Annotated in this window: 15 protein-coding genes; 7 read left to right on the top strand and 8 right to left on the bottom strand. The window is 71.3% G+C overall.

Features of this window, described 5'->3' with window-relative positions; all coding sequences use genetic code 11:
• The first annotated feature begins 44 nt into the window (after window positions 1-44).
• Together ABZ671_RS25525 and ABZ671_RS25520 are read left to right on the top strand one after the other, a co-directional pair.
• Window positions 45-1,616: an AMP-binding protein gene (locus tag ABZ671_RS25525; protein ID WP_357862597.1), complete on the top strand. Its 1,572-nt coding sequence runs from the start codon at window positions 45-47 to the stop codon at window positions 1,614-1,616.
• A complete protein-coding gene (locus ABZ671_RS25520) occupies window positions 1,613-2,836 on the top strand; it encodes an MFS transporter (RefSeq protein WP_357862595.1) in 1,224 nt (407 codons plus the stop codon). Before ABZ671_RS25525 ends, ABZ671_RS25520 begins: the two co-directional genes overlap by 4 nt.
• 4 nt (window positions 2,837-2,840) lie before the next feature.
• Here the strand turns inward: ABZ671_RS25520 and ABZ671_RS25515 are convergent, their stop codons facing one another.
• Together ABZ671_RS25515 and ABZ671_RS25510 are read right to left on the bottom strand one after the other, a co-directional pair.
• Entirely contained in the window at window positions 2,841-3,392 is a 552-nt protein-coding gene (locus tag ABZ671_RS25515) for a dihydrofolate reductase family protein (protein ID WP_357862593.1), read from the bottom strand.
• Window positions 3,393-3,491: 99 nt separating this feature from the next.
• A complete protein-coding gene (locus ABZ671_RS25510) occupies window positions 3,492-3,968 on the bottom strand; it encodes a dethiobiotin synthetase (RefSeq protein WP_357862591.1) in 477 nt (158 codons plus the stop codon).
• A gap of 107 nt (window positions 3,969-4,075) precedes the next feature.
• Between ABZ671_RS25510 and ABZ671_RS25505 the strand changes: the two genes are divergently transcribed.
• Together ABZ671_RS25505 and ABZ671_RS25500 are read left to right on the top strand one after the other, a co-directional pair.
• Complete coding sequence (locus ABZ671_RS25505; protein ID WP_357862589.1) at window positions 4,076-4,771, top strand: SGNH/GDSL hydrolase family protein; 696 nt, start codon at window positions 4,076-4,078, stop codon at window positions 4,769-4,771.
• Between the two features lie 64 nt (window positions 4,772-4,835).
• The gene (locus ABZ671_RS25500) at window positions 4,836-5,354 is read left to right on the top strand and encodes a hypothetical protein (protein ID WP_357862586.1); all 519 of its coding nucleotides are present in this window, start codon (window positions 4,836-4,838) and stop codon (window positions 5,352-5,354) included.
• A 51-nt stretch (window positions 5,355-5,405) separates the two neighbouring features.
• On the opposite strand, the gene ABZ671_RS25495 is transcribed toward ABZ671_RS25500, so the two are convergent.
• Entirely contained in the window at window positions 5,406-5,816 is a 411-nt protein-coding gene (locus ABZ671_RS25495) for a hypothetical protein (protein ID WP_357862584.1), read from the bottom strand.
• An 83-nt stretch (window positions 5,817-5,899) separates the two neighbouring features.
• Between ABZ671_RS25495 and ABZ671_RS25490 the strand changes: the two genes are divergently transcribed.
• Entirely contained in the window at window positions 5,900-6,634 is a 735-nt protein-coding gene (locus ABZ671_RS25490; protein WP_357862582.1) for a hypothetical protein, read from the top strand.
• Window positions 6,612-7,079, top strand: coding sequence for a hypothetical protein (locus ABZ671_RS25485; protein WP_357862580.1), 468 nt, complete (start codon window positions 6,612-6,614; stop codon window positions 7,077-7,079). Before ABZ671_RS25490 ends, ABZ671_RS25485 begins: the two co-directional genes overlap by 23 nt.
• Window positions 7,080-7,227: 148 nt before the next feature.
• Here the strand turns inward: ABZ671_RS25485 and ABZ671_RS25480 are convergent, their stop codons facing one another.
• Entirely contained in the window at window positions 7,228-7,464 is a 237-nt protein-coding gene (locus tag ABZ671_RS25480) for a hypothetical protein (protein WP_357862578.1), read from the bottom strand.
• Window positions 7,465-7,657: 193 nt separating this feature from the next.
• Here ABZ671_RS25480 and ABZ671_RS25475 point away from each other — a divergent pair, with 193 nt between their 5' ends.
• A complete protein-coding gene (locus ABZ671_RS25475; RefSeq protein WP_357862576.1) occupies window positions 7,658-8,236 on the top strand; it encodes an AAA family ATPase in 579 nt (192 codons plus the stop codon).
• A gap of 189 nt (window positions 8,237-8,425) precedes the next feature.
• Here the strand turns inward: ABZ671_RS25475 and ABZ671_RS25470 are convergent, their stop codons facing one another.
• Genes ABZ671_RS25470 through ABZ671_RS25455 form a run of 4 tightly spaced genes read right to left on the bottom strand, consistent with a single transcriptional unit; the run spans window position 8,426 to window position 12,509 of the window.
• Window positions 8,426-9,781 carry a hypothetical protein gene (locus tag ABZ671_RS25470; protein WP_357862574.1) on the bottom strand — a complete coding sequence of 452 codons (1,356 nt, stop codon included), beginning with the start codon at window positions 9,779-9,781 and terminating at the stop codon, window positions 8,426-8,428.
• A 3-nt stretch (window positions 9,782-9,784) separates the two neighbouring features.
• A complete protein-coding gene (locus ABZ671_RS25465) occupies window positions 9,785-10,750 on the bottom strand; it encodes a transketolase C-terminal domain-containing protein (RefSeq protein ID WP_357862572.1) in 966 nt (321 codons plus the stop codon).
• Complete coding sequence (locus ABZ671_RS25460) at window positions 10,750-11,715, bottom strand: thiamine pyrophosphate-dependent dehydrogenase E1 component subunit alpha (protein ID WP_357862570.1); 966 nt, start codon at window positions 11,713-11,715, stop codon at window positions 10,750-10,752. Before ABZ671_RS25460 ends, ABZ671_RS25465 begins: the two co-directional genes overlap by 1 nt.
• Entirely contained in the window at window positions 11,712-12,509 is a 798-nt protein-coding gene (locus ABZ671_RS25455) for a DUF3050 domain-containing protein (RefSeq protein ID WP_357862568.1), read from the bottom strand. Before ABZ671_RS25455 ends, ABZ671_RS25460 begins: the two co-directional genes overlap by 4 nt.
• Window positions 12,510-12,511: the final 2 nt, after the last annotated feature.

Raw genomic sequence — 12,511 nt, 5'->3', positions numbered from 1 at the left:
GCGGTGCCTAGGCTCGATCCCCGGAACACGATGGGGGCTGCGCGATGATCGATCGGGCGAACTATCTGCACGAGGCACTGGAGCTGTTCGCTGGCTTCGGCGACCGGGAGGCCCTCGTCGGCGGGGGCCGTCGGATGACCTACCCCCAGGTCGCCGCCGAGGTGCGCGGCCTGGCCGGCGCGCTGCTGCGCCACGGCGTACGCCCCGGCGACGCGGTGCTGGTGATGCTCGGCAACACGGTGGAGGCACCGCTGCTCCAATTGGCGCTGCACCTGCTGGGCTGCCGGAGCATGTGGATCGCACCGGTGACCTCCCGCCGGGAGGTCGACGAGTTCGTCGCCCTGGCCCGCCCCGACGCCTTCGTCCACGACCCGCGCGCCGAGGACCCGCTCGGCGCGGAGATCGCCACCAGGCTGTCCGGCGTACCGGTGCTCTGCCTCGGGCCCGGCGGTGCGGGACCCGACCTCACCGCCGGCGGGAACGCACCGGTGGAGCTGCCCGCCGAGGTGCCGGCGCCGGAATCGTTCCTGCAGACCAGCGGCACCACCGGCACCCCCAAGCTGGTACACCACCGGGAAAGCTTCTACCGCCAGATCCTCGCCCTGGCCGCCGACTTCCGGGCGGCCGGCTTCCCGCTGCTGCGGCACCTGTCGCACTCGCCGATGTGGCTGGCCAGCGGCCAGATCACCACCCTGTTCAACCTGTTCACCGGCGGGGTGCTGTTCCTGCGCGAGCGGTGGGACCCGGCCGCGTTCATCCGGACCGTGGACACCGAGCGGCTCACCTCCACCTTCGTCACCCCGCCGATGCTCTACGAGGTGCTCGACCATCCGGCCCTGGCCGGCGCCGACTTCTCCGCCATGTTCATGTTCAACGTGGGCGCCGGGCCCGCCGCGCCCGCCCGGCTGCGCCAGGCGATCGCCCGCTTCGGCCCGTGCCTGCGCATCGTGTACGGGCTCAGCGAGGCCGTGGTGATCTGCGCGCTGCCGGGGCTCACCGACGATCCGGAGCACCCGGAGCGGCTGCGTTCCTGCGGCCGGCCGTACGGGGACGTGACCGTGCAGATCCGCGACGCCGACGGCCGGGTGCTGCCGCCCGGCGATGACGGCGAGGTGTGGGCGCGTACCAAGCTCAGCTTCGCCGGCTATCACGGCCAGCCCGAGCTGACCGCCGAGACGCTCGTGGACGGCTGGGTCCGGACCCGCGACATCGGCCACCTGGACGCCGACGGCTACCTCTACCTGGTCGACCGACTCCAGGACCGGATCCTCACCCGGCAGCGGAGCTGGCCGATCTACTCCCGCCCAATCGAAGACGCGCTCGCCGCCCACCCCGAGGTACGCGCCGCCGCCGTCATCGGCGTGCCGGACCCGGTGGCCGGGGAACTGCCGCACGCGTACGTGGTGCCGGCGCCGGGGGCCACGGTGACCGGGGACGAGCTGATCGCGCTGGTCACCCGGGAACTGAGCGACACCTGGGCACCCGGCGCGGTGGAGTTCGTCGACGCGCTGCCGCTGAACCGCTCCGCGAAGGTGGACAAACGCGCCCTGCGCGCCCGGTACGCCGCCACGCACCCCGTCGACACGGACGCGGCGGCGATCGGCGGCCGGGCGTGAACCCGCGCCGCGAGCTGTACACCCTGGTCGGCGCCGACCTGCTGTCCAACCTGGGCACCCGGATCTCGGTGGTGGCCATCCCCTGGCTGGTGCTCGAGACCACCGGCAGCCCGACCCGGATGGGCCTGGTCGCGGCGGCGGAGACCCTGCCGTACATGCTCTCCAGCGCCCTCGCCACCCCCTGGGCGGACCGGTTCGGGGTACGCCGTACCGCCGTCACCGTCGACGCGGCCAGCGCGGTGGCGATGGCGGTCGTGGCGCTGGCACCCTGGCTGGGGTTCGGCGCGCTGGTGGCACTGGTCGCGGTGGCCGGCGGGCTACGCGGCATCGGCGACCGGGTCAAACACGTCTTGTTCAAGCCTGCCGCCGAGCGCGCCGGGGTGCCGCTGATCCGGCTCACCTCCGCCTACGACGGGCTGGTCCGGGGCCTGATGCTGTTCGGGGCGGTCCTCGGCGGGCTGCTCATCGGCTGGGTGGGGGTGACCCGGGCGATCTGGATCGACTCGGCCACCTTCGTGGTGTGCGCGCTGCTGGTCGGCCTGCTGGTCCGCCCGCCCGCGCCGGCGAACCCGGCGCCCCGGGAAAGCTACCTGCGCGCGCTACGCGGTGGATTCGGCTATCTGCGTACCGACCGGACGCTGCTGACCATGCTGGTGGCGGTCTCGGCGGCGAACATGTTCGCCGTCGCCAGCGTCGCGGTCTGGATCCCACTCTGGGTGAGTCGGGTGCTCGGCGACCCGGCCGGCTTCGGCCTGGTGCTCGGGGTGTTCTCCGGCGGGGCGCTGCTGGGCAACCTGCTGTTCACCGTGGCCGGGCCGCGGCTGCCCCGCCGGGTGATGTTCGCGCTCGGGCTGGCGCTCAGCGGCGCGCCCCGACTGGTGGCGCTCGCCCTCACCGACCGGCTGGCGGTGGTGCTCACCGTGACGTTCGTGTCCGGCATCGCGATCGCCGCGGTGAACCCGCTGCTCGGCGCGGCCCTCTACGAGCGGGTGCCCGAGGCTCTGCAGACCCGGGTGCTGGGCATCTCCGGCTCGGTGGCGTTCGTCGGCATGCCGATCGGTGCGCTGGTCGGCGGCTGGTCGGTGGCGGCGCTCGGGTTGACCCCGGCGCTGCTGGTGATGGCGGCGGTCTGCCTGACGCTCACCGTCGGGCCGCTGCTGCTGGCCCGGTCGAAGGCCGACCGCCCGGCGGCGGAACCCGCGGTGTCCACCCCGGCCTGAGCGGTCAGCGGTAGCGCAACAGCACCACGCCGTTGCCGAACCGGCGGGTCTCCATCAGCTCTAGGTCGAGCGTCGTGCCGGCGGGAAACAGCGGCCTGCCGCCGCCGACGACCACCGGATTCAGGTAGATCCGCCATTCGTCGATCAGCCCGTGCCGGGCGAACTCGGCCGCCAACTCCGCGCCGCCGAGGATCAGGTCACCGCCCGGCTGCTCCTTGAGCGCCCGCACCTGCTCCGGCACGACCTCGCGCACCACGGTGGCGTTCCAGTCGGCCCGGTCGAGGGTACGTGAGTAGACGATCTTCGGCATCTCCCGCCAGATGCCGGCGAACTCCCGGGTTGTGGCGCTGGCCTGCGGGTCCTGGTCGGCGGTGGGCCAGAACCCGGCCATCAGCTCGTAGGTGCGCCGGCCGTCCAGGAAGGCGCCCTTGGTCCGCAACTCGTCGTTGAAGTGCTGGTGCAACTCTTCGTCGACCCGGTGCCAGCTCAGGTCGCCTTTGGGCCCCTCGAAAAAGCCGTCGAGCGACACCATCATCCACACGATGACCTTGCGCATCTCACCCCAATCTCGCCGGTAGGTGGGAGGCCAGTCTGCCAAGATTCCGGCGTGTTCGCGCACCGCCAGGCCAGTAGTCGCCGCACGGAGACTACGAACTCATCCCCATGCCTCCAGCGCGACGGCGACCGCCTCCTCCGGCGTGTCGACGTGCCGCGGGCCGGGCAGCGGCTTGCCGGCCGGGTCGAGAATGCGCCAACCGCCGAGCACTGCCACGGGGATGTCACCGCGCCGCATCGCCAGCGCCAGCTCGCTCAGCGTCCCCCACGAGCCGCCGACGACGATCACCGCGTCGGCGCTCCACACCAGGATCGCGTTGCGCGCCTGACCCATGTTGGTCACCACCGCCGCCGACACGTCGGCCTCGCCCGGGTCGGTGCCGTCGTCGGGGCGTACGCCGATCACCAGGCCGTTGCGGGACCGGGCGCCGGCGGCGACGGCGGCCATCACCCCACCGCCCCCGCCGCACAGCACGGTCACCCCGCGCTCCGCCAGCAACTCCCCCAGCCGCCGCGCCCCCGCCACCTCGGCCGCCGAAGCTTCCGCCGGCCCACACACCGCCACCTGCACCCGCATCCCTCCATTCCGGCCGATGATCATGACGTTGGCGACGCGACACGCCGGTCGGGAGACCGCCAAAGTCATGATCGACGGGTCGGGCGCGGGTGGGTTAGCGTTCCGGGATGGGACGGGTGTTGAGCGAGGTTACCGATCCTTGGTGTCTGCGAGAGGGTGAGAGCGTCGGGCTGCTGCGCGGGCATCCGTGGCGACGGTTCGTGGTGCTGGGCGACAGTGTGGCCGAGGGGCTGTGCGAGCCGGTCGAGGGCTATTCCGACCTGCAGTGGGCCGACCGGATCGCCGCCGAGTTGCGGGCGGTCCAGCCCGAGCTGGCGTACCTCAACCTGGGGCGACGCGGGCTGCGCGCGTATGAGGTGCGGGCGACGCAGCTGGCGGCGGCGCTGGCGTGGCGGCCGGACCTGGCGCTGGTGGTCTGCGGCGGCAACGACGCCTTCCGATCCGGGTACGACCCGGACGCGGTGGACACCGAACTGTCCGCGATGATCACCGCGCTCCAGGATGCCGGAGCAGACGTGATCACGGTCGGCATGTTCGACGTCTCGCACAGCCCCGCCGTGCCGCCCGCGCTGCGAGCCGGCCTCGGCGAGCGGATGCGTCTGCTCTCCACCCACACCGGGCGGCTGGCCGAGCGGCTCGGCACGCTGCACGTGCACCTCACCGACCATCCGGCCGGCGTTGACCCGTCGCTGTACAGCAGCGACGGCCGGCACGGCAGCGCCCGCAGCGACGCCATCGCCACCGCAGAAACGCTGCGGGTGTTGGGCGCCCGCCTCGGCGCACCCGTCGACCAAGGGCGATGATCACGGCCGGAGCCATGGCTGGACTGTTCTACAGTGGATTGGATACTCCGACGGAAGGGTCGTCATGAGCGATCGCAACGAGTCGGCTTTCCGCGCGTCCACGCCCCGCATCGTCGGCTATTTCCTGTCGATCGCCGCAGTGAGCTGGCTCATCGCCCAGCTGGCGGTGGCTCTGATCTTCCGGAATCCACTGGACCTGTTGGCCCTCGGGCTGTCGAGCGTCGCCTTCCTGTTGGTCTTCGTGGGTCTCTCGCTCCTCCTCAATCGAAAAAGGTGGCCGTGGGTCCGGGTCACTGACGGGGCGCTGGAGTTGGCGGATCGGGGCAGGGGTGTGGCCCTCCCCTGGCCGGTGGTCCGGTCGGCGGTGATCCGGCATAGCGGTCCGTTCGCCGTGCTCCGGGTCACCCTTCACCCCGGGGTGCCGGCACCACCCCCCGGCACCCTTCAGCCGCGCGTCCGCGCCGGCCACCCGACCTACCAGATCAACGTCGGCACCCTTCGCCCGTCCTCGGTGGCCCTGCGCGCGGCGCTGGCCCACCACTTGGCGACGGCGGCCCCCGGTGTCGCCGACGCGCGTTCTTGATCAAGGAGATCGCGCCACGGACCGGCGCTTCAACCGACACCAGCTTCTTGGTCAACTGGGCGGGACGCGGGCGAGGATGCGGCGGGTGGCGTGGTCCGCGACGGACCGCATGAAGGCACGGTCGGGGAAGTCGCCGTCGAGCAGGCGGAGTGGGCCCTCCACCAGGGACAGGTCCAGGGCCAGCTGGTAGAGACGCAAACGCGCCTCGTCCAGACCGTCGGCCGCCAGGTGGTGGTAGGTGCCGCCGAAGCGCAGCCGCAGAAAGACGTGCTCCCACTCCGGGTCGAAGTACATCGCGCCCTCAATGTCGATCAGCACCGGCCGGTCGTGGTCGTCGATCAGGACGTGATCGGGGCCCAGCTCGCCGTGGATCAGCGCGTACCCGGCCCGGGGCGCCACGGCGGCGTACGCGACGTCGAGCAGAGTGGCGATCCGGTCCCGGGCCGCGGCGATGCGGGGCACCCGGCGGGCACACTCCGCCAGGTGGCGCAACGCCCGGTCGCGGACGCGAACTCTCCACCGCCGTCGCAGAATCCGCGACGCTGATGGGTCAACTCGTCTGGGACGCCTCGCAGCGGCGCGACCACGCGGCCAGCGCGGCATACCTCGATCAGGCGGTCAACGCCGCCCGGGCGACACGCAACGCCGTCGCCGAGGCCAACGCACTGCTTCGGAAGAGCTATCTCGCCCTGTACGGCACCAAGCGGCCCACCGCTGGCCTTGTCCTGACCACACGTGCCGCAATGGTGAGCCGCACCGACAGTCATGTCATCGCCGGCCTTGCCCAGTTGCACCACGCCGAGGCACACGCGATGCTCGGCAACGAACGGGACTGCTCGGAGGCTCTCGGCGACGCTGAGGACCACCTCGCCGCGGTGGAGGCCGGTGATCCGGCGACCGCCCTCTTCTGCCCCAGTCACTACGCACGCCTCGTGGGTTCCTGCTGGCTGCTCTTGCAGAAGCCAGTCGAAGCCGTTGCCGCGTTGGAGAGCGCTCGTCAACTGATCGCCGCACGCCGCAAGTCCACCGCCGTCATCCTCGGCAACCTCGCTCTCGCCGAGATTCTCCAGCGAGAGGTCGACGCCGCCACGTCCCATCTACATCAGGCGATCGACGTTATCGAGGAGACCCGCGCGGCGGGCGGCCTCAACCTCGCGTTCGCCGCCGCCCGGCAGCTACGACCTTGGCGCGACGAACCCCTCGGTCCAGGAGGTCACCGACCGCCTGCTCACTCTCATGACCCCCTAGGAGTACAGGATGACCAGCCCCGACGACATTGATCGCGCCAAGGAGGCCGTCCGGCGACAGGTCTGGGACCTCCTCGAACGTGAAGGTGCCGCCCCACGCGGTGTACACGGCCACATCCCGGACTTCGTCGGCAAGGAGGCAGCCGCCATCCGTCTCACCGATCTGAAGGAGTGGCAGCAGGCCCGGGTCGTCAAATGCAACCCGGACCAGGCGCAACTGCCCGTGCGGGTACGTGCCCTCCAAGAAGGCAAGTTGCTCTACATGGCGGTGCCACGGCTCACCACTCCCAAGCCGTTCTACCTACTCGATCCAGCGGTCCTGACGATTCCGTTCGAGGTAGCGGCGACCAGCACAGGGGCATCCGAGATCGCACCAACCGTGGGACCGGACGAGATGTACCCGATCGACTTCGTCCGTCACTCCGGGCGAGGTGGTGGCCTACACACCACTTCGAGTGCGACCGCCCGCGATCCTTGACGCCAAGCTCCGCCCGGATCAGCGCAACAGCATCCCCGCCTTGTCCAATTTGGCCTGGCGGCGCGGAGGGTGACGCCAACTCCGTCACACAGGTGGGACGTCGGCGCCGATTTGGCCGCAACGGCTAGCCGGCGCCGGGGTCACCTGCTCAGTGGTGCTCGGCGGGCACCTCAACGTCCCGCCAGTGCAGATGGTTTATGATCATCCCGAGCAAGACGACAGCCCTCCAGATACCGATCGCACCACCGACTGCGGCGATGGTGAGCGGAATCGCCCAGTATGCGCCGTGCAAGCCCGGGTAGAGGCCGGCGAAGACCGCGACCAGGGCGCCGGCCCAGCCGATGCCGGTCGAGATGGGTTTGGTAACGACGGTGGTGCGGGGCATGATGCTCCTCAGGGCCAGCGGACGTGTCGAGAAGACACGGTAAATGCTGAGTCCCAGTCGGTCACGGACGTTTGTTGGTGGCCAGTTGAGATTCCCCGCTGGCGGCACGTGGCGGGGAGGTATCTGGCCGTAGATGACTACGCAGAGCTGATCCCTGCCGGCATCGTGCACCCGGGCGAGCTATAACGATGTGATGGGAACAACGCCGACCCTTGTCGTCATCAGCGGACCGTCGGCGGCTGGCAAGACGACACTCGCGCACCTGCTCGCCCGGAGGATCGGCTGCCCGGCGATCTGCCGGGACGAGATCAAGGAGGGCATGGTCCACGCGGCCGGCGATTTCATCGCCGCACCGAGCGACGAGCTGACCCTTCGGACCCTGCCCACGTTCTTCACGGTGCTGCACCTGCTCCTGACCGCCGGCGTGACCACGGTCGCCGAGGCGGCCTTCCAAGACCACGTCTGGCGCCCCGGCCTGCAGCCATTGGTCGGGGTCGCCGACATTCGGGTCGTGCACTGCCAGGTCGCCGCGCGGACGGCCTTCAACCGCATCCAGCGACGGCAGGACAAGAACGCGACCCGGCATGCCCACGCCGACGCGTACCTCGGCGACCATCAGACCCATGCCGTCGGCCACCACGGCTTCCAGCCCGTCCGGCTCGACGTGCCCGAGATCGAGGTGGACACCAGCGGCGGCTATCGCCCTGACCTCGACGAAATCGTCGCCTTCGTGAACGCCGGACGATCAGCAACCCGTGGTTCCCATCCGTAGCTTCGGAACGGGCCGTCCACGGGGAAACCCGACTGGCCGCCGCCAACGTTCCGGCAGGCAGTGACGCGTGTGCGGGTGGGGTTGGTGATTGCCCGCGAAAGACAGAGCCCGCGCGTGCCAATCAAGGAATTCGCGTCAGGTAGCGCGCGGACCCTGACGCGAACTCCTTGATTGGCGCAGTTGGGGGAGCTAGTCGGTGAGGAGGATGCCGGTCATGAGGACGCCTCTGGCCAGGTTGAGCACCTGTTCGCAGCCGGGGTAGCCGACCCGGGCCAGGGCGCCGGAGCCGGTCCGGCCAAACAGGTACGGGGCCAGGCTGTACGGGACCACCGCGCTGACCGTTTCACCCGTCTCGATCTGCACGAAGTCCATCGCCACCTGGTCCGCCTCGTGGTAGCGCTGCAGGATGTTGCCGCCCGCGTCGATCGCGGCGCGTACGCCGTCCTCCCAGGCCACCGCGCTCATCTCCCGGCCGATGAGCACTCCGTGCCCGGCCGAGCCGCCGGCCGGCTTGGCCACCAGGTCGGCCTGCTCCGCGAGAGCCCGGTCGAGCTGGTCGGCGGTGAGCGCCACGGTGTGCGGCACGTACCGGCGGATGAGCGCCTGGTCGGTCTCGGAGAGCAGGTCCAGGTCGTCCCAGAGCCAGGCGTAGTTCAGCTTGTTGCTGAGCAGCCAGGCGGCGCTGCTGACGTACATCGGCAGGGTGCCGGCGGCCAGGGCGTCGGCCACCGCGTCCAGGCCGGAGCTGGGGGTGACCCGGTTGGGCACGAAGAGCCGGAACAGCGCGTCCACCGGGGCGCCGCCCACGACCAGCCGCTTGTCGTCGGTCAGGGTGCACTTCTCGACCGGAGCGATGATCAGGTCGATCCCGAAGTTGCGGGCCCGGTCGGCGAGCGGGGACAGGATCCGGAGGAAGTCGTCCGGGGTTTCCAACCCCGGGTAGTCGGCCAGGAAGTCCAGCAGCAGCGCCACCCGCGCGCCGTCGGCCAGCCCGAGGGTGTCCCGGATCGCCACGAACCGCTGGTCCAGCAGGGACGGAGCCGGGCGGACCGGCATCGCCTCCAGCAGGCCCTGCTCGCGGTAAAGGTCGGCGTACCGGTGGATGACGGTGTCCGCGTCGAAGCCGCCGCCGAGGCTGCTGTCGATGTTGTACTCGACGATGCACGGCACCCCGCCGGAGAACAGCACGTCCGGCCGGTACGCGGCGAGCAACCCGTCGTGCAGGACCTCGTCCTCGTCGAGCAGCCGGGTCTCCCCCTCCGGCACGCCCAGCTTGCGGCGTAGCTCCCCCGCCGTCCGGGCCCGCCGCTGGCACGCCTCGAAGATGAGTTGGACGATCCGGTCGCAGACCTCGTTGAGCTCGCGGAACGCGTCGGCGGTGAGCGCCGGCGGCCGGGCCAGCCGCCACTGCTTGTTGTACGAGGCGCAGCCGTAGAAGATCTGCTGCCAGGCTTCGGCCCCGGCGGCAACCATCGCGGTACGGGTCGATTCGGGCAGGTCGGTCCAGGGCTGTCCAAGGGGCGGCCAGGCGTAGTTCGGGTCCATCGGTCATCCGTCCTTCATCGTGAGTTGAATGGCGGCGGCGAGCTGGTCCCGACCGGGCTGCACGGCCCGGTCGAGGGCGGGGGCGAAGGGCAGCACGGCACCGTCCGGGCGGGTGACGCGGCGAGGAGGCGCGGCCAGCCGCACCCGCTCGACCACGGTCGCGATGATCTCGCCGGCGATGCCGCAGGACCGGTTGGAGTCGTCCACCACGACGAGGCGCCCGGTGCGCGACACCGACTCGACGAGGCCGTCCCAGTCGAACGGGTACAGCGTCCGTGGGTCGAAGACCTCCACCGACGCCTGGTCGGCCAGCTCGTCGGCGACGGCGAGCGCGTCGTGCACCAGGTGCCCGACCGCGACCACGGTGACGTCGCTGCCCGGGCGGCGCACCACGCCCCGCCCGAGCGGCACCGGGGCGAGGTCGTCGACGTCGGCCCGCACGTCGAGGGCCCCGGCGGGGGCGAAGACGACCACCGGGTCGGCGCAGCGGATCGCCGATACCAGCAGCCCGTACGCGTCCGCCGGGGTGGCCGGAACCACGGTGGTCACCCCGACGTGGGCGAAGAGGCTGTACGGGTGGTCGGAGTGCTGCCCGGCCCACCCGGTCCGGGAGCCGGAGCCGGGCACCAGGTAGGTGACCGGCACGGCGCACTGCCCCCCGGTCATCAGCGGGAACTTGTGCGCGTGGTTGACGATCTGCTCGAAGACCAGGAACAGCAGCGACGGGATCTGGAACTCGATCACCGGCCGCAGCCCGGCCAGCGCGGCGCCGGTAGCGAAGCTGGTGAACGCCTGTTCCGACAGCGGGGTGTCGATGACCCGCTCCGGCCCGAACTTCTTCAGCAGGCCGGAGGTGATGTTCGCGGCGGCCACCCGGATGTCCTCGCCGAGCAGGAAGACCGACTCGTCGCGGGTCATCTCGTCGGCGAGCGCCCGGGTGAGCGCACGACGATACGACAGCCTCGGCATCACGAACCTCCTCGGGCAGTCAGCCCGCTGGCGTACAGGTGGTCGAGGGCCCCGGCCGGGTCCGGCACGGGACTGGCCAGGGCGTACTCGACGGCCGCGGCCAGGGTCGCCTCGACCTCGGCGTCGACGGCCTCCCGCACCTCGGCGGGGAGTCGCGCGCCTTGAATGACGACCGGGTCGCGGGAGCGGCCCCGGGCCACCTCCTCGGGCGGGCGGTAGTCGAGGCGTACCACGTGTTCGAAGGTGTGATGGGCGTCGAAGCGGTAGGTGTGCGTTTCGATCAGCTCCGGCCCACCGCCGGCGCGCATCCGGGCGACGGCGGCGGCGGTGGCCGCGCGTACCCGCTCGGGGTCCTGCCCGTCGACGGCGGCGGCCGGCATGCCGAACGCCTCGGCGCGGCCGGCGATGGTGCCGGCGACCGCGCCGTCGACCGGCATGGTGGTGGCGTAGCCGTTGTTCTCGCAGACGAACAGCACCGGCACCCGCCAGAGCGCGGCCAGGTTGAACGCCTCCAGCAGCATCCCCTCGTTGACCGCGCCGTCGCCGAAGAAGGTCACCCCCACGAGGTCGTCGCCGCGCCGCCGGCGCGCCCACACCGCTCCGGTGAGGATCGCGCCGGCGGCCCCGACGATGGCGTTGGCGCCGAGCACCCCGACGCCGAAGTCGGCGGCGTGCATCGACCCGCCCCGGCCCCGGTTGAGCCCGGTGACCCGGCCGCACAGCTCGGCGAGCATCCGGGCCGGGTCGGCGCCCTTCGCGAGCACGTGCCCGTGCCCGCGATGGGTGCCGGTCACCAGGTCGTCGTCGCGCAGCGCCGCGCAGACCCCGGCGGCGATCCCCTCCTGCCCGAGGTACGGGTGGATGCCGCCGACGATCTCCCCGGCGCGGACCAGCTCGATGGCCCGCTCCTCGAAGCGGCGGATCAGCCGTACCGTGCGGTAGAGCCGGGCCGGGTCGTGGGTCACGCCGGCCGCCCCTCCTTGATCGCGGTCAGGATGGCGTCCCAGAGCTGAGCTCGGGCCGCCAGCGCGTCGTTGACGGTGTCCGCGCACTCCTGCCACTTGGTGTCGTCGTCGCCACAGAGGTCGGCCAGCATCTGCATGGCCATCGGGGTGTGCTGCTCCCCGTCGACCTCGATGTGCCGCTCCAGGTAGTCGACGAACTTGTTGAGCCGTTGGCTGCGCTCGTTGACTGAGACGACCTGGGTGAACATCTCGGGGATGAGGTCCTCCCGGCCAAACGCGAAGGCCGCCGCCTGGCAGTGCACCGGGGTGCGCTCGATGATCCGCCAGGTGGTGCCGGCGAACGCCGCGGACGGGCCGGGCACGCCGGCGTCGCCCAGCGCCTCGGTCACCGGCCGGCCGGCGCGCAGCAGGTCGACCAGCCTGTCCACCGCGCCGGTGTCCGCGCCGGCCTCCGCCATGCCCTGCACGTAGAGTTCGAAGTGGCTGATGTAGCCGTCGCCCAGCTCGTCGCTCTCCTCCACCATCACGATGTCGTTGATCAGGCGGCGGCTGCCGGTCGGTCCGGTGGGGATCCACGGGACGGTGACGCAGGTGAGCTGGCGCTGCAACGACTTCAGCAGCGACATGAAGTCCCAGACGGCGAAGACGTGGTGCTCCATGAAGGTGACCAGCGCCTCGTGGCTGTCGAGACTGGCGTAGAGCGGGTGGTTGACCACCGCGTCGCGGCGTTCGGTCACCGCCCGCTCCAGCCGCTCGATGCCCGGGTGCGTCTTACCCCAGTCGTACCGTGACATGT

Origin of the sequence: Micromonospora sp. NPDC006766, assembly GCF_040636055.1 — a bacterium.
Lineage (GTDB): Bacteria > Actinomycetota > Actinomycetes > Mycobacteriales > Micromonosporaceae > Micromonospora.
The sequence above is the reverse complement of the archived record's forward strand: the minus strand, read 5'-3'. Positions and strand labels throughout refer to the sequence as shown.

What these genes read in the sequence shown, in the direction of transcription:
- ABZ671_RS25480 (WP_357862578.1), bottom strand. Translation starts at nt 7,464, where the DNA reads ATGCCCCGCACCACCGTCGTTACCAAACCCATCTCGACCGGCATCGGC.
- ABZ671_RS25505 (WP_357862589.1), top strand. Translation starts at nt 4,076, where the DNA reads ATGGGACGGGTGTTGAGCGAGGTTACCGATCCTTGGTGTCTGCGAGAG.
- ABZ671_RS25510 (WP_357862591.1), bottom strand. Translation starts at nt 3,968, where the DNA reads ATGCGGGTGCAGGTGGCGGTGTGTGGGCCGGCGGAAGCTTCGGCGGCC.
- ABZ671_RS25500 (WP_357862586.1), top strand. Translation starts at nt 4,836, where the DNA reads ATGAGCGATCGCAACGAGTCGGCTTTCCGCGCGTCCACGCCCCGCATC.
- ABZ671_RS25465 (WP_357862572.1), bottom strand. Translation starts at nt 10,750, where the DNA reads ATGCCGAGGCTGTCGTATCGTCGTGCGCTCACCCGGGCGCTCGCCGAC.
- ABZ671_RS25475 (WP_357862576.1), top strand. Translation starts at nt 7,658, where the DNA reads ATGGGAACAACGCCGACCCTTGTCGTCATCAGCGGACCGTCGGCGGCT.
- ABZ671_RS25525 (WP_357862597.1), top strand. Translation starts at nt 45, where the DNA reads ATGATCGATCGGGCGAACTATCTGCACGAGGCACTGGAGCTGTTCGCT.
- ABZ671_RS25515 (WP_357862593.1), bottom strand. Translation starts at nt 3,392, where the DNA reads ATGCGCAAGGTCATCGTGTGGATGATGGTGTCGCTCGACGGCTTTTTC.
- ABZ671_RS25470 (WP_357862574.1), bottom strand. Translation starts at nt 9,781, where the DNA reads ATGGACCCGAACTACGCCTGGCCGCCCCTTGGACAGCCCTGGACCGAC.
- ABZ671_RS25485 (WP_357862580.1), top strand. Translation starts at nt 6,612, where the DNA reads ATGACCAGCCCCGACGACATTGATCGCGCCAAGGAGGCCGTCCGGCGA.
- ABZ671_RS25455 (WP_357862568.1), bottom strand. Translation starts at nt 12,509, where the DNA reads ATGTCACGGTACGACTGGGGTAAGACGCACCCGGGCATCGAGCGGCTG.
- ABZ671_RS25490 (WP_357862582.1), top strand. Translation starts at nt 5,900, where the DNA reads ATGGGTCAACTCGTCTGGGACGCCTCGCAGCGGCGCGACCACGCGGCC.